The organism is Cellulosimicrobium sp. 4261, from assembly GCF_040546915.1.
Taxonomy (GTDB): Bacteria; Actinomycetota; Actinomycetes; order Actinomycetales; family Cellulomonadaceae; genus Cellulosimicrobium; species Cellulosimicrobium cinnabarinum.
In genome coordinates, this window is sequence record NZ_JBEPOQ010000001.1 from 13,615 (window position 1) to 28,149 (window position 14,535).

The 14,535-nt window shown below is 75.9% G+C and carries 14 protein-coding genes and 1 tRNA gene; 9 read left to right on the forward strand and 6 right to left on the reverse strand.

What is annotated here, in order from left to right; all coding sequences use genetic code 11:
• Window positions 1–136 precede the first annotated feature (136 nt).
• Together ABIE39_RS00060 and ABIE39_RS00065 are read left to right on the forward strand one after the other, a co-directional pair.
• Complete coding sequence (locus ABIE39_RS00060; protein ID WP_209828365.1) at window positions 137–469, forward strand: cupin domain-containing protein; 333 nt, start codon at window positions 137–139, stop codon at window positions 467–469.
• A 172-nt stretch (window positions 470–641) separates the two neighbouring features.
• Entirely contained in the window at window positions 642–1,340 is a 699-nt protein-coding gene (locus tag ABIE39_RS00065) for a hypothetical protein (RefSeq protein ID WP_354049866.1), read from the forward strand.
• A gap of 55 nt (window positions 1,341–1,395) precedes the next feature.
• On the opposite strand, the gene ABIE39_RS00070 is transcribed toward ABIE39_RS00065, so the two are convergent.
• Window positions 1,396–1,887: a hypothetical protein gene (locus tag ABIE39_RS00070; RefSeq protein WP_354049868.1), complete on the reverse strand. Its 492-nt coding sequence runs from the start codon at window positions 1,885–1,887 to the stop codon at window positions 1,396–1,398.
• Between the two features lie 105 nt (window positions 1,888–1,992).
• On the opposite strand from ABIE39_RS00070, the gene ABIE39_RS00075 reads away from it, so the two are divergent.
• From ABIE39_RS00075 to ABIE39_RS00090, 4 genes are all read left to right on the forward strand, one after another.
• A complete protein-coding gene (locus ABIE39_RS00075; RefSeq protein WP_354049870.1) occupies window positions 1,993–3,030 on the forward strand; it encodes a LacI family DNA-binding transcriptional regulator in 1,038 nt (345 codons plus the stop codon).
• Between the two features lie 114 nt (window positions 3,031–3,144).
• Window positions 3,145–5,448 carry a heavy metal translocating P-type ATPase gene (locus tag ABIE39_RS00080; RefSeq protein WP_502914818.1) on the forward strand — a complete coding sequence of 768 codons (2,304 nt, stop codon included), beginning with the start codon at window positions 3,145–3,147 and terminating at the stop codon, window positions 5,446–5,448.
• Window positions 5,449–5,599: 151 nt separating this feature from the next.
• Complete coding sequence (locus ABIE39_RS00085; RefSeq protein ID WP_209828363.1) at window positions 5,600–6,199, forward strand: alpha/beta hydrolase family protein; 600 nt, start codon at window positions 5,600–5,602, stop codon at window positions 6,197–6,199.
• A gap of 92 nt (window positions 6,200–6,291) precedes the next feature.
• Window positions 6,292–7,056, forward strand: coding sequence for a hypothetical protein (locus tag ABIE39_RS00090; protein WP_209828361.1), 765 nt, complete (start codon window positions 6,292–6,294; stop codon window positions 7,054–7,056).
• Window positions 7,057–7,153: 97 nt separating this feature from the next.
• Here the strand turns inward: ABIE39_RS00090 and ABIE39_RS00095 are convergent.
• The 3 genes from ABIE39_RS00095 to ABIE39_RS00105 all read right to left on the reverse strand — a co-directional run bounded on the left by ABIE39_RS00095 (window position 7,154) and on the right by ABIE39_RS00105 (window position 9,592).
• Window positions 7,154–7,229, reverse strand: a tRNA-Thr gene (locus ABIE39_RS00095).
• A 112-nt stretch (window positions 7,230–7,341) separates the two neighbouring features.
• Window positions 7,342–8,895: an alpha/beta hydrolase gene (locus ABIE39_RS00100; RefSeq protein ID WP_354049873.1), complete on the reverse strand. Its 1,554-nt coding sequence runs from the start codon at window positions 8,893–8,895 to the stop codon at window positions 7,342–7,344.
• 88 nt (window positions 8,896–8,983) lie between these two features.
• Window positions 8,984–9,592 carry a hypothetical protein gene (locus ABIE39_RS00105; protein WP_354049875.1) on the reverse strand — a complete coding sequence of 203 codons (609 nt, stop codon included), beginning with the start codon at window positions 9,590–9,592 and terminating at the stop codon, window positions 8,984–8,986.
• 126 nt (window positions 9,593–9,718) lie between these two features.
• Between ABIE39_RS00105 and ABIE39_RS00110 the strand changes: the two genes are divergently transcribed.
• The 3 genes from ABIE39_RS00110 to ABIE39_RS00120 all read left to right on the forward strand — a co-directional run bounded on the left by ABIE39_RS00110 (window position 9,719) and on the right by ABIE39_RS00120 (window position 12,593).
• Entirely contained in the window at window positions 9,719–11,044 is a 1,326-nt protein-coding gene (locus ABIE39_RS00110) for a low temperature requirement protein A (protein ID WP_209828356.1), read from the forward strand.
• A gap of 108 nt (window positions 11,045–11,152) precedes the next feature.
• Window positions 11,153–11,533 carry an SHOCT domain-containing protein gene (locus ABIE39_RS00115; protein ID WP_108051002.1) on the forward strand — a complete coding sequence of 127 codons (381 nt, stop codon included), beginning with the start codon at window positions 11,153–11,155 and terminating at the stop codon, window positions 11,531–11,533.
• Window positions 11,534–11,603: 70 nt separating this feature from the next.
• Entirely contained in the window at window positions 11,604–12,593 is a 990-nt protein-coding gene (locus tag ABIE39_RS00120) for a TIGR03557 family F420-dependent LLM class oxidoreductase (protein WP_209828354.1), read from the forward strand.
• A 6-nt stretch (window positions 12,594–12,599) separates the two neighbouring features.
• Here the strand turns inward: ABIE39_RS00120 and ABIE39_RS00125 are convergent, their stop codons facing one another.
• On the reverse strand, window positions 12,600–13,736 hold the full coding sequence (locus tag ABIE39_RS00125) for a DNA polymerase III subunit delta' (protein ID WP_074810288.1): 1,137 nt from the start codon (window positions 13,734–13,736) through the stop codon (window positions 12,600–12,602).
• A complete protein-coding gene (gene tmk / locus ABIE39_RS00130) occupies window positions 13,733–14,497 on the reverse strand; it encodes a dTMP kinase (protein ID WP_175007625.1) in 765 nt (254 codons plus the stop codon). The genes ABIE39_RS00125 and tmk overlap by 4 nt, the downstream gene beginning before the upstream one ends.
• Window positions 14,498–14,535: the final 38 nt, after the last annotated feature.

A 14,535-nucleotide genomic window follows, 5' to 3' on the forward strand; every position in this document is an offset into this window, starting at 1 on the left:
GACCACCAGCACGCGCCACCGGCGCGCCCCGCCCGCCCGAGCCGGTCGCGGCAACCAGCTCGACCCGGCCGCGGCACGGGCGGCAGCGACGTCGGCGGCGCGGCATGATGGAGCTCCCCGACAGGCCGGAGCCCCGATGACGAACGTCGACCTCCTCACGGACGCCCACCTCACGAACGCCCGCACCGCGCCGAACGGCCGCAGCGCGGAGGTCGTGCTGCACGACGGCCCGCTGCGCCAGACGATCCTCGCGCTGCGCGCGGGCGTCGAGCTCGGGGAGCACAACTCCCCGCCCGCGGCGTCGATCCAGGTGCTGCGCGGGCGGGTCCGGGTCACCGCGCTCGGCGAGGGCGACGTCGAGCTCGGCGAGGGCGAGCTGCGCGTGCTCACGCACGAACGGCACGCGGTCAGCGCGGTCGAGGACGCGGCGTTCCTCCTGACGACCGTGACGAGCATCCCGGCCACCTGAGCCCCCGGTCCTTCCGCCCGAGCCCCCGCGAGCACGCGATCCGCGACCGGATCGCGACGAGAACGGTCGCGGACCCCGTGCTCGGCGGGTGGGGTGTGCTGGCCGCAGCCGCGGCTGCGGCGGGCGTGAGGTGCTCCTGCGAGCCGAGCGCACCGCTGCCAGGGTGGTGCGGATGAGAGCCTCGACGACGACGACCGTCCTTGCCGCGAGCGCCCTGGTCCTCGCGGCCTGCACCGCAGCCCCAGGCGACACCCCGGGCACCCCGGAGCCGTCGGCCCCGGAACCCTCGACCCCGGCGCCCGGCGCTCCCGCCCCGGCGCTCCCGACGGACGCGCCCGCCGACGTCCTGCTGCCCGAGGGCGCGTGGGGTGCGGAAGGCGGGCGTGCCGAGGCGGAGGGGGTCGCGGACTGGCACCTCCCGGAGGCGTGCGCCGACGGCGGCCCCGCGGACGCCACGGCGATGCGCACCGCGACCGAGGGGGACGGCGCGGCCGAGGGCGTCGTGGGGGTCCACCAGGTCGCGGTGTTCGCCGACGCCGACGCCGCCACCGCCGAGGCCGCGCGGCTCGCGGACCTGCTCGCCGCGTGCGCGGCGCAGGGCGGCGCGGAGGGCACGACGTACGCGGTCGAGGCGGTCGACGTCGGCGCCCAGGGCACCGGGCTCGCCACGGACTACTACGGGTCCGGCGAGAGCGGCGACCTGGACACGGCGCTCGGGACCTACCTGGCGACCACGCGGCGTGGTGCCGCGGTCGCGCTCGTCGCGCTCGACGGCGGGGAGAGCACCGTCGGCGCGGCCCGCGAGACGGTCTCGGAGCAGGCCCGTGCCGCGTGGGAGCTGCTGTGCCGGTACGAGCAGGCGGGCTGCTGACGGACGGCTCCCCGGCCGGGGACCGTCCTGGGCCCCGGCCCTGGAGACGCGGAGCTCAGGCCCGGACGGCCCAGGCCGCGAGCACGAGCGCCGTGACGTCCTCCGCGACGGCGCCCGGCCAGTCGGGCCGCTCGCCGACGGCGAGGCGTCGCCACGCCGCCCCGCCCCACGTCCCGACAGCCCCGCCCGCGGCCCCCGCCGCGGCGGCGAGGACCAGCCCGACGGGACCGGTCCGGTGCCGGGCGACGAGCACGCCGCCCACGGCGCCGCTCGCGACGCGCAGGACCGGGCCGGGCGGCGCGAGCCGGCTCGGCGTCTGGGGCAGCTTGTCGCCGACCAGCTCGCCGACGACGCCCAGGAGCGCCGCGCCGCGCGCGAGCGGCCCGGGCCCGTGACCCGACCGGCCCGACCCGCCGGGGCGCGCGCGGCCGGCCAGCACCGGCGCCGCGACCCCGAGGCTGCTGCGGGAGCCCGCGGCGACACCGAGCGCGAGCGCCCGGGCGAGCACCGCCGTCGTGCCGCGCGGCGCGGCTGCGTCCTGGGACATGGGACCTCCTGCGGCGTGGTGAGGCCCGGTCGACCGGGCTCTCCCGAACGTAACCGCTCCCGGGGCGGCCCACCCGGCGACAGGGCGCCCCGCTAGCCTGGTCCCGTGCCCGGACCCACCCTGAGCGAGGTCGCTCGTGACGCCGGCGTCTCCCTCGCGACCGCGTCCCGCGCGATCAACGGGAGCGCGAACCGCACCGTGCGCCCGGACCTGCGGGAACGGGTCCTCGCGTCCGCGCGCCGGCTCGGGTACTCCCCCGACCCGAGCGCGCAGGCCATGGCCCGCGGCCGCACGACGAGCGTCGGGCTCGTCGTGCACGACATCGCGGACCCGTACTTCTCGTCGCTCGCGGCCGGGGTCGCGGAGGCCGCCGACCGCGACGGGCTCATCGTCACGCTGACGAGCACCCGGCACTCCCCCGAGCGCGAGCGCGCGTTCGTCGAGCTCATGGACCGCCAGCGCGCGCGGGCGGTGGTGCTGGGCGGCGGCCGGCTCGCCGACGACGCCGACGGCGCGCTGCGGCACGCGCTGGAGCGGTACCGCGCGTCGGGGGGCGGCGTGTCGCTCGTCGGGCAGCCGCTCGGCGACCTGCCCGCGGTGGAGATCGCGAACGCCGACGGCGCGGCGGACCTCGCGCGCGCCCTGCACGGGCTGGGCTACCGCGCGTTCGGCGTGCTGGCCGGGCCGTCGAGCCACCGCACCGCCGTGGACCGCGCGCAGGGCTTCACCGCCGCGCTCGCCGCGCTGGGGTCCCCCGTGCCGGCGGAGGCCGTCGTCGAGTGCGCGTTCACGCGCGACGGCGGCCACGGCGGGATGCGCGACCTGCTCGCCCGGGTGGGTGCCGCAGGGCCCGACGGCGCGCCCCGCGCCGTCTTCGCGGTGAACGACGTCATGGCCGTCGGGGCGATGGCGGCGGCGCGCGAGGCCGGGCTGCGCGTCCCGGAGGACGTCGCGGTGGCCGGCTTCGACGACATCGTGACGCTGCGCGACGTCACCCCCGGCCTGACGACGGTCCGCATCCCGCTGACCGAGGTCGGCGAGCAGGCGCTGCGCCTGGCTCTCGCCCCGGACGACGACGCCGAGCCCCGGCGCGTGGCCGTCCGGTGCGCGGTCGTGCTGCGGGAGTCCACCCCGGCGCTCTGACGCCACGCTCTCGCTGACGGCCCGCACCTGAACGGTTGACGGATCCGTGCCTGCGCGGCATGATCGGGAGGAGGCGATACCCCCTAGGGGTATCAGCGGCCGAGAGGAGACACGGTGGACCACCGCACGGAGCACGGCCCCGGGCGCCGGACCGGCGCGGACGGCGAGCCGGGGGAGCACGGGCACCACGGAGCGGCACCGAGCGCCGCCGTCGACCACGCGACGCACGATCACGCGACGCACGACCACCCCGGGCACGAGGCGTCCGTCCACGACGACCGCGCCGCGGCCGGTCACGGCGGACACGACATGACCGGTCACGGCGGGCACGACATGACCGCGCACAGCGGCCACAGCGGGCACAGCGGGCACGACATGACCGGGCACGGTGGGCACGGCGACCACGTCGGGCAGTTCCGCCGCCTGTTCTGGATCATGCTCGTGCTCGCGGTCCCCACGGTCGCGCTGAACGCCATGTTCGCGATGCTCCTGGGCTACGACCTGCCCGACGCAGCCTGGGTCCCCTGGGTGTCCCCCGTCCTCGGCACGGTGATCTACGCCTGGGGCGGGCGCCCGTTCCTCACCGGTGCGGTGGGCGAGCTGCGGAGCCGCAAGCCCGGGATGATGACGCTCATCTCGCTCGCCATCACGGCCGCGTTCGTGTCCTCGCTGGGAGCGAGCCTGGGCGTGCTCGCCCACGAGCTCGACGTCTGGTGGGAGCTCGCGCTCCTCGTCGTCATCATGCTGCTCGGCCACTGGCTCGAGATGCGCTCGCTCGCGCAGACCGCGTCCGCGCTCGACTCGCTCGCCGCGCTCCTCCCGGACGAGGCGGAGCGTGTCGCCGAGGACGGGAGCGTGACGACCGTCGCGCCGACGGACCTGCGCGTGGGCGACCTGGTCGTCGTCCGGCCGGGCGGGCGCGTGCCTGCGGACGGCGAGGTCGCGTCGGGCTCCGCGGACGTCGACGAGTCGATGATCACCGGCGAGTCGCGCCCCGTGCGCCGGACGGTCGGGGACGGCGTGGTCGCCGGGACCGTCGCGACGGACGACGCGCTGCGCGTGCGGATCACGGCCGTCGGCGAGGACACCGCGCTCGCCGGGATCCAGCGGCTCGTCGCGGACGCGCAGGCGTCCTCGACGAAGACGCAGCGCCTCGCGGACCGCGCCGCCGGGTGGCTGTTCTGGTACGCGCTCGGCGCGGCGGCCCTGACGATCGGCCTGTGGCTCGTCCTCGGCACGCCCGAGCAGGCGCTGATCCGGGCGATCACCGTCCTCGTCATCGCGTGCCCCCACGCGCTGGGCCTCGCGATCCCGCTCGTCGTCTCGCTGTCGACGGAGCGTGCCGCGAAGGCGGGCGTCCTCGTCAAGGACCGCCTGGCGCTCGAGCGCATGCGTACCGTGGACACCGTCCTGTTCGACAAGACGGGGACGCTGACCGCGGGCGAGCCCGTCGTCGTGCACCTCGCGACCGCGGGCGGCACGTCCGAGGCCGCGCTCCTCGCGCTCGCCGCGGCGGCCGAGGCGGACAGCCAGCACCCGCTCGCCCGGGCGATCGTGCGGGCGGCCGAGGAGCGGGGCGACGACGTCCCCCGCGCCACGGACTTCCGGTCGCTCACGGCCGTCGGCGTCGAGGCGACCGTCCCGACCCCGGACGGCGCCCGCCGCGTCGCGGTCGGCGGTCCCGCCCTCCTGCGCAAGCGCGGCCTCGCCCCCCTGCCCGACGCCGCCGCGTGGGCCGAGGACGGTTCGACCGTCCTGCACGTGGTCGTCGCGGGCGACGACGGCACCGGCACCGCGTCCGACTCGTGGTCCGGCGAGGTCGTGGGTGCGTTCGCCCTGGCGGACGCGATCCGCCCCGAGTCGCGCGAGGCCGTCGACGCGCTGCACCGGCGCGGCATCCGGGTCGTCATGATCACCGGCGACGCCGAGCCCGTCGCCCGCGCGGTCGGACGCGAGCTCGGCATCGACCAGGTGTTCGCGGGCGTGCGCCCCGAGGACAAGGACGCGAAGGTCGCGGAGCTGCAGCAGGGCGGGCGCGTCGTCGCGATGGTCGGCGACGGCGTCAACGACGCCCCGGCGCTCGCCCAGGCGGACGTCGGCATCGCGATCGGCGCCGGCACCGACGTCGCGATCGCCTCGGCCGGCGTGATCCTCGCGAGCTCCGACCCGCGCGCGGTGCTGTCGATCATCGAGCTCTCGCACGCGTCGTACCGCAAGATGCAGCAGAACCTGTGGTGGGCCGCGGGCTACAACATCGCGGCCGTACCGCTCGCCGCGGGCGTGCTCGCGCCCGTCGGGTTCGTCATGCCGATGGCGGTCGGCGCGATCCTCATGTCCGCGTCGACAGTGATCGTCGCGCTCAACGCGCAGCTGCTGCGTCGCACCGACCTCGACCCGGCGCGGCTCGCGGCGCGGTGACCCGGGCCGCGGTGACCCCGGCCGCGAGGCCCGCGCTGACCACGAGGTCGCCGTCGTTCTCCCGCGGAGGACGACGGCAACCTCGTGGTCGGCCGCGCGGAGGGTCGTGCTCGACCGCGAGGAACGTCGTGCGCGCTGCGAGACTGGGACGGTGACCACGCCGACCCCCGACGACCGGCCCGTCGCCGGCGTCCTGCTCACGCCGGGCGCCGGCGCGAGCCGCGACCACCGCGCGCTCGTCGCGATCGACGAGGCGCTGGTCGCCCTCGACCCGCCCGTCCCCGTGCGCCGCGTCGACTTCCCCTACCGGATCGCCGGCAAGCGGATGCCCGACCGTCCGCCCGTCGCGGTCGCGCACGTCCGCGCCGAGGCGGAGGCGTTCGCCGCCGAGCTCGGCACCACGACGGACCGCCTCGTGCTCGGCGGCCGCTCGTACGGCGGGCGCATGTGCTCGATGGCCGTCGCCGAAGGACTCCCGGCCGCCGGGCTGGCCCTCGTCAGCTACCCGCTGCACCCGCCGGGCAAGCCCGAGCGGCTGCGGACGGAGCACTTCCCCGACCTCCACGTGCCGGTCCTCCTCGTCTCCGGGCGCACCGACCCGTTCGCGACGCCGGACGAGCTCGCCGAGCACACCGCCGCGATCCCCGGTCTTGTCACGCGCGTCGAGCTCCCCGGAGCCCACGACCTCAAGGGCCAGGACGCCGCCGTGTGCGAGGCCGTCGTCCGGTGGCTCGCGACGCTCGGGGCCTGAGCCGCCCCCAGGGGGCGCCCCGGCGTTCGGACCGGCCCGCACGACTGCGTACGATGTGCCGCGGACCACACCCGAACGACCCGGAGGTGTTGATGCGCGCCGCTGGCCGTCTGCTCGCCCTCGCGCCCCTGGCGGTGCTCGTGGTGGCCGTCGCCGCCGCACCCGCGACCGCCGTCGGCCGGGACGGCGAGAGCGGGCTCGAGGTGAGCGTCGACGGCGTCTCGTTCGACCCGGAGCGGCTCTGGTCCGAGTGGGGCGCCGTCTCCTACGCCGTGAGCGCGCCGGACGGGAGCCGCGAGCGGTACTACTCCGACTCCTACGGCCCGCGCGACTCCGCGGACGGGTTCCTGGCCTTCTCGGTGCCGACGCGCACGTTCCCCGACGGCTACTGCGTCACGTGGGCCCAGGTGTCCGGGCTGCGGGCGCAGCACGCGCGCTGGAACGGGGACGACCCCGTCTGCACGACGGCGCAGGCCGAACCCTCCCCCACGACGCCGGCACCGGCACCGGCCACCGACGCACCGGTCGCCTCACCCCCGGCCGAGGAGCCGCCCGCCGCGGCGGCCGTGGAGGCACCCGTCGAGACGCCGGACGCGCCGGAGCCCGACGTCACCGAGGAGCCGACCGAGGAGCCGACGGAGGACCCGACGACGGCCGCTCCCGTCGAGCCGACGCCGACCGCCGCGCCCACGACCGCTGGCCCCGAGCCGGTGCGGGTCCCGCTCGCCTCCGTCGACCGGACGGCGCCGCCCCCGCCCGCGGGCGAGGCCTTCCCGACCTTCGCCGCGGTGGGTGTCGGCGGGCTCGTCGCCGCCGCGGCCGGCGGCGTGATCCTGCTCCTGCGCCGCGTCGGCTGAGGCTCGACGAGGCTCTGCGGCGGGCCGGGGGTCCACGGCGACACCGCGCTCCGGGAGCACAGAAGGCCGGGTCCGAGGACCCGGCCTTCTGCCGTGGTGGAGCCGCCTAAGGGAATCGAACCCTTGACCTATTCATTACGAGTGAATCGCTCTGCCGACTGAGCTAAGGCGGCGTGCTACGTCCCGGTCCGCTCGGCGAACCGGTGGCAACGAGCGCCTACTGTACCCAACGACCGGGCTAGATTCCAAAGCGGCCCCGCGGGCCGCCGTCGGGCCCCCTCCGTGTCAGCAGCGGAGCCCGTCCTCGGGGACGGTCCCGTCCACGAGGTACGCGTCGACGGCGTCGCTCAGGCAGTCGTTCGCGCGGCCGTAGGCGGTGTGCCCCTCACCCTCCCAGGTGACCAGGACGGCGGAGTCGAGAGTGTCGGCGAGGCCCTCGGCCCACACGTACGGGGTGGCCGGGTCGTTGGTCGTCCCGATGACGAGGATCGGCGCGGCGCCCTTCGCGGCGAGGTCGAACTCCTGGTCGACGACGGGGTACGCCCAGCCCTCGCACGTGAGCCCGCCGAACGCGAAGAAGTAGCCCATCGTGGGGGCCTCCTCCTCGAGCCGCTCGAGCTGGGCCTGCATCGCGGCCGGGTCGTCGTCCTGACGGCCGTCGAGGCAGTTGACCGCCCGGAACGCCTCGGACGAGTTCGACGCGTACGTGCCGTCGGCGTTCCGGTCGTTGTAGAAGTCGGCGAGATAGAGCAGGCCGTTGCCGGTGCCCTCCTCGATCGCCTCGGTGAGCGCCTGCGTGAGCACGGGCCAGCTCTGGTCGTTGTACAGCGTGACGGCGACGCCGTAGAAGCCGAGCGTCTGCGTCACGCGTCGGCCCGAGTCCGTCGGGAGCGGGTTCGCCTTCGCGGCGTCGAGGAGCGAGCGGATCTGACGCATCCCCGCGTCCGTGTCGCCCGTCAGGGGGCACTTGGCGCCGGCCTGGCAGTCCTCGACGTACGCGCGCAGGGCGTTCTCGAAGCCGACGGCCTGCTGCTCGGAGATCTCGTCCGGGTCGAGCGAGGTGTCGATCGCCCCGTCCAGCACCATGCGGCCGACCTTGTCCGGGAACAGCCCGGCGTACGTGGCCCCGAGCTGCGTGCCGTACGAGTAGCCGAGGTACGCGAGCTTCTCGTCGCCGAGGACGGCGCGCAGCATGTCCATGTCGCGCGCGGCGTTCTGGGTGTCGACCTGGCCGAGCAGCTCGCCCGTGTTCTCGGCGCACGCGTCGGCCCACGCGCGCCGGTCCTCCGCGAGCGCCTCGAGCCCCGCCTCGTCCGTGTCGAAGTCGCGCGACAGGGACTCGTCCTTGGCGGCGTCGTCGAGGCACACGACGGGCGACGACTGCCCGACCCCGCGGGGGTCGAAGCCCACGAGGTCGTAGGCCGCGGTGACGCCCTCGCCGACGGTCGGGGCGAGCGACGCGACGAAGTCGACCCCTGACGCACCGGGACCGCCGGGGTTGGTGAGGAGCGAGCCGATGCGCTCACCGGTCGCGGGCTGGCGCTTGACCGCGAGCTCGATCTCGCCCGCCGCCGGGTCCTGCCACGAGAGGGGGGCGCGCGCCGTCGCGCACTCCCAGCCGGCCCCGCACTCCTCCCACGCGAGGGTCTGCCCGTAGTACTCCTCGAAGCCCTCCGGTCCCGTCTCTCCCGTGCCCGTCGACGACGACGTCGCGACGTCCTCGACCGGTGTCTGCTGCTTCGGGGGCGCCGAGCACGCGCCCGCGACGAGAGCCAGCACGAGGGTCGCGGCGCAGGCCAGGGCGCGGCGAGCGGGGCGGGAGGAGGGGGACGTCGTCACCCGGACACGGTAGCCGCTCGCCCGCCGCGCGGGAGACGGCCCACCGGCGGCGGCCCGTCCTTTCACGCGCTCTTCACCGCGGGGGTCGTCAGCCCGCGGTCCAGGCGAACTCGCCGGCCGATCCCTCGGCCGGCGGCGGCACGACGACGGTCCCGCGGTCCCCGAGCACGACGCTCACGTCGGCGCTCGTGTCCACGTCGTCGGGCACCGCGACGACGGACGTCGCGGGGACGTAGTCCATGGTGCACGCGGTGTCGGCGGGGATGTCGACGAACGACACGACGACGTCGCTCCCCTCGACCGCGGCGTCGTCCTCGGCGAGCAGCGGGCACGAACTGGACCCGAACGTCACGACGAGCAGCAGGCCCGGCTCGGCGCTCCACGCGGCACCCGTGCCGCCCTCGGTCGGCGCGTCCGCGCCGGGCGGCAGGCCCTTGCCGTGCGCGCCCGCGACGACGTCCATCGTCGCGGCGTCGGGCAGGCCCTGCTGCTCGTCGGTGGCGTCGTCGGTCGGCTCCGTCGACGGGTCCGTCGACGGGCCGTCGTCGGGCTCAGAGGTCTCCCCGGTGGCGCTCGTGGAGTCGCCGCCCGCGTCGGTGTCGGACGCGCACGCCCCGAGCAGGGCGACCGTGGCCGTGAGCGCGAGCGCCGCGGTGAGGCGCGCGGTCCGGGCGGCGGGACGACGGGCGGGGACCATGGGGACTCCTCGGTCGGCGACGGGTGCGCGACCATCGTGGTCCGCGCCGGGACCTCGCGCGCGCCGAACCGCCGACGCGCCGCGGGATCGTGACCCGACGGTGACCCGGGGTGGGAGCATCCCCGCATGGACGCACCGCACCCGAACCGCGGCACCGATCGGCCCCCGCCGCCCTGGGGCCTGCGCACCGACCTCCTGCGGCACGGCGACGGCGGCGACTCGAGCCGGGTCGGCTACGTCGAGCTGTTCTTCGACCTCGTCTTCGTCTTCGCGGTCACCCAGCTCTCCCACGGGCTCATCGCCCACCCCGGCGTCGAGGCGCTCGGCCACACGCTCCTGCTCGGCGTCGCCGTCTGGTGGGTGTGGGTCGACACGATGTGGGTGACGAACTGGCTCGACCCCGAGCGCCTGCCCGTGCGCGCGCTGCTCGTGGTGCTCATGCTGCTGGGCCTCGTCCTCGCGAGCGCGATCCCGGAGGCGTTCGGCGACAAGGGCCTGCTGTTCGCCGTCATGCTCGTCGCGATGCAGGTGGGGCGCAGCGTCTTCACGATGGTCGCGATGGGCCGCGTGTGGCCCGAGAACGCGGTGAACTTCGTCCGCATCACGACGTGGCTCGCGGCGTCAGGCGCGCTGTGGGTCGCGGGCGGCCTCGTCGAGGAGCACCGGCTGCTGCTGTGGGTGGCCGCGGCCGCGATCGACGTCGCCGGGCCGCGCGCCATGTTCTGGCTCCCCGGGATCGGGGCGTCGCGTGCGAGCACGTGGGTGGTCCGCGGCGAGCACATGGCCGAGCGCGTCAGCCTGTTCGTCATCATCTGCCTGGGCGAGTCGATCATCGTCACGGGCGCCGCGTTCGCCGAGCTCCCCCTCGACCTCACGACGGTGTCCGCGTTCTGCTCCGCGTTCGCGAGCACCGTGCTGATGTGGCTGCTGTTCTTCGACCGCTCCGAGCGGCGCGCCACCGAGTACTTCACGTCGCGCGCCGAGCGCGGCATGGTCGCCCAGACGGCGTACACGTACGTCCCGTTCGTCATCGTCGCCGGGATCGTGCTCACCGCCGTCGCCGACGAGCTCGTGCTGCTGCACCCGCTCGGGCACGACGGCGGCCACGCCGACGCCTGGACCGCGGGGCTCGTGTGCGGGGCGGCGGCGACGTACCTCGTGGGGAACGCGCTGTTCCGGCGCGCGACGGGCGGGCGCTGGTCGCTCCCCCACGTGCTGGGCGCGGTCGCGGTCGGCGTGCTCTTCGCCGTCCATGCGTGGCTCTCGCCGCTCGCCCTCAACTGGGCGACGGACGGCGTCCTGCTCGCGGTCATCGTGGGCGACGTGGTGCGCGCGCGGCGGGCCCCGGGCGAGCGGTCGGAGGCCCCGTCGGACGAGCCGTCGGGTGCGCCGTCGGACGGGCCGGACGCGCCGTCGGGGCCGTCGCCCGCGGCGCCGGCCGGGACGCCGTGAGGCGGGGGGCGCGCGTCTCGCCGGGCGCGATCGTCGCGACGTCGCTACGTTCGCCCTGATGGCGCGGGGCAGCAGGCCGTCGCGTCGCGGTACCCGTCGAGAAAGGGCGTGACCGTGGACTTCTGGGACTTCTTCTGGCTCCTCGTGTGGAGCTTCTTCTTCATCGCGTACCTCATCGTGCTCTTCCAGATCATCGCGGACCTGTTCCGTGACCGGGAGCTGTCGGGGTGGTGGAAGGCGGTCTGGATCATCTTCCTCATCTTCCTGCCCGTGCTGACGTCGCTCGTCTACCTCATCGCGCGCGGGCGCGGCATGGCGGAGCGGCAGGCCGCGGCCGTCGTCCAGGCGAAGCACGACACGGACGCCTACATCCGCCAGGTCGCGACGACGTCGCCGGCCGAGCAGATCTCGCACGCCAAGGCGCTCCTCGACTCGGGTGCCATCACCCCCGAGGAGTTCGCGCAGCTCAAGGCCAAGGCGCTCGCCTGAGCGTCGGCCCGCCCCATCGGGCCGGGCGCACCCGCGTGCGGGTGGGCCCGGCCCGTCCCACGATCGAGACATGACCCGCTTCGGCTACACCCTCATGACCGAGCAGTCCGGCCCTCGCGCGCTCGTGGAGCACGCGGTCGACGCGGAGCGCGTCGGCTTCGACTTCGAGGTGATGTCCGACCACTACTTCCCGTGGCTCGACGCCCAGGGCCACGCCCCGTACGCGTGGTCCGTGCTCGGGGCGGTCGCCCAGGCGACCGAGCGCGTCGGCCTCATGACGTACGTGACGTGCCCTCTCCTGCGCTACCACCCCGCGGTCGTGGCGCAGAAGGCCGCGACCGTGGCGCTCCTGTCCGACGACCGCTTCACCCTCGGGCTCGGCGCCGGGGAGAACCTCAACGAGCACGTGGCGGGCGAGCGCTGGCCCGCGGTCGGCGAGCGGCACGACATGCTCGAGGAGGCGGTCGAGATCATCCGCTCGCTGCTCGACGGCGAGCGCCTCACGTTCGAGGGCGTCCACTACCGCGTCGACTCGGCCAAGCTCTGGGACCTGCCCGACGAGACCGTCGAGATCGGGGTGGCCGTCTCCGGCCCGCAGTCGATCGAGCGGTTCGCCCCGCTGGCCGACCACCTCGTCACGACCGAGCCCGAGGCCGACGTCGTGCAGCGGTGGTCCTCCGTCCGCGAGCGCGACGAGCTCGCGCCGTCGCGCGTCGTCGGGCAGATGCCGATCTGCTGGGACCCGGACGAGGAGACGGCCGTGGCGCGCGCCCACGAGCAGTTCCGGTGGTTCGGCGGCGGCTGGCGCGTCAACGCGGACCTGCCCACGACCGAGGCGTTCGAGGCGGCGACGGCGTTCGTGCGGCCCGAGGACGTGGCCGGGTCCATCCCGTGCGGCCCCGACCTGGACGGGGTCGTCGAGGCGGCGTCCGCGTGGTGGGAGGCCGGGTTCACCGACCTCGCGCTCGTCCAGGTGGGCGAGGTCGGGCAGCGCGAGTTCCTCGAGACCGCCGCGGGACCGCTCCTGGAGAAGCTCCGCGCGGCGGCGCCGTCGAGCTAGCGACCGTCAGCCCTGAGGCCGCAGGGCGACGACCATCGCCTCCACGGCGAGCAGCGGCGCGACGTTGCCCTCGAGGCGCTCGCGGGCGACGCCGATCGCGTCCATGCGCCGCACCGTCTGCTCGGGCGTCGAGTCCTCCGCGAGCGCACGCACCGTCTCGGCGAGCTCGCTGTTGACGAGCTCGACCTGCGCCCCGAGCTGCACCACGAGCACGTCGCGGTACAGGGAGAGCAGGTCGACCATCGCGCGGTCGAGCACGTCGCGCTGGTGGCGCGTCGCCCGCCGCTTCTGGTCGGCCTCGAGGTCGCGGAGCTGGGAGCGCAGCCGCGGGGGGAGCGTCTCGCCGTCCGCGACGCCGAGGGCACGCAGGAGCTCGGCCTTCTCCGCGGCGTCGCGCTCCTCCGTCGCGGCCTTCGCCTCGGCCTGCGCGAGGTCCACGAGCTCTCCCGCCGCGAGCACGGCGTCGCCCACCCCGCGGACCCGCCGCGCGAGCGAGAGCACCGACGTGCGGCGCTCGCGCGCGCCCGCGTCCCGCGCGAGACGCCGGGCGAGGCCGATGTGGCTCTGGGCCGCGCGCGCCGCGACGAGGGCGACGTGCTCGTCGACTCCGTCGCGCTGCACGAGCAGCCCTGCGACGGCCTCGACCGGCGGCACCCGCAGCACGACCCCGCGGCAGCGCGACCGGATCGTCACGAGCACGTCCTGCGGGCTGGGTGCGCAGAGGATCCACACGGTGTGCGGGGCGGGCTCCTCTATCGCCTTGAGGAGGACGTTCGTGGTGCGCTCCGCCATGCGGTCGGCGTCCTCGACGACGATGACCCGGCGCCGGCCCTGCGACGGGCTGCGGCTCGCGACCGTCACCAGGTCGCGCACGTCGTCGATCTTGATGGTCACGAGCTCGGTCGCGACGAGCGTGACGTCCGGGTGCGTCCCGGCGAGCGTCGTGCGGCAGGCCTGGCAGCGCCCGCAGCCGCCCTGCTCGCACTGGAGCGCGGCCGCGAACGCGCGCGCGGCGTTCGAGCGGCCGGACCCCGGCGGGCCGGTGAGCAGCCACGCGTGGGTCATCGCGGCGGGGTCGGTGGCCGCGGCACGGAGAGTCGCGACGGCCTGCTCCTGCCCGACGACGTCGTCCCAGACGCTCATGCGTGCGCGTCCCCGGCCGGCCGCGCCGGGGCGCCCGGCAGCAGGTCCGTGCCCGGCGCGTAGCCGATCGCGCTGTCCGTGTCGTCGAAGCCGTCGTCGGGCAGCGCCGCGACCGTGTCCTCGGCCTCCTCGACGACGGGCGTGAGCTCGAGCCGCGCGGCGACGTCGACCCGGATCTGCGCCTGGAGGTCGTCGACCGACCCCGCGGCGTCGAGGACCACCCAGCGGTCCGGGTCCGACGCCGCGCGCGTGAGGAACGCCTCGCGCGTGCGGCGGTGGAACTCCGCGCCCGCGCGCTCGAGGCGGTCGTGCTGGCGGCGGATGCGCCCGGCGGCGACCGCCGGGTCGAGGTCGAGCAGGATCGTCACGTCCGGGAGGAGGTCCTGCACGGCCCAGCGCGAGATGAGCTCGACCTCGTCGGCGCCGAGCTCGCGACCGCCCGCCTGGTACGCGACCGACGAGTCGAGGTAGCGGTCCGTGACGACGATCGCCCCACGCTCGAGCGCGGGGCGCACGAGGCTCGCGACGTGGTGTGCGCGGTCCGCGGCGTAGATGAGCGCCTCCGTGCGGGGGTCCATGTCCTGCCCGTGGAGCACCGCGGCGCGCAGCTCCTTGCCGAGCTCCGTGCCGCCCGGCTCGCGCGTCAGCACGACCTCGCGCCCCGTGAGCTCGCCGAGCCACTGCCCGAGCAGGCGCGCCTGCGTCGACTTGCCGACGCCGTCGCCGCCCTCGAAGGAGATGAAGTACCCGGGTGCGCTCACGGCGACCACCCTAGTCGCGACGTCGGACACGGGCCGGT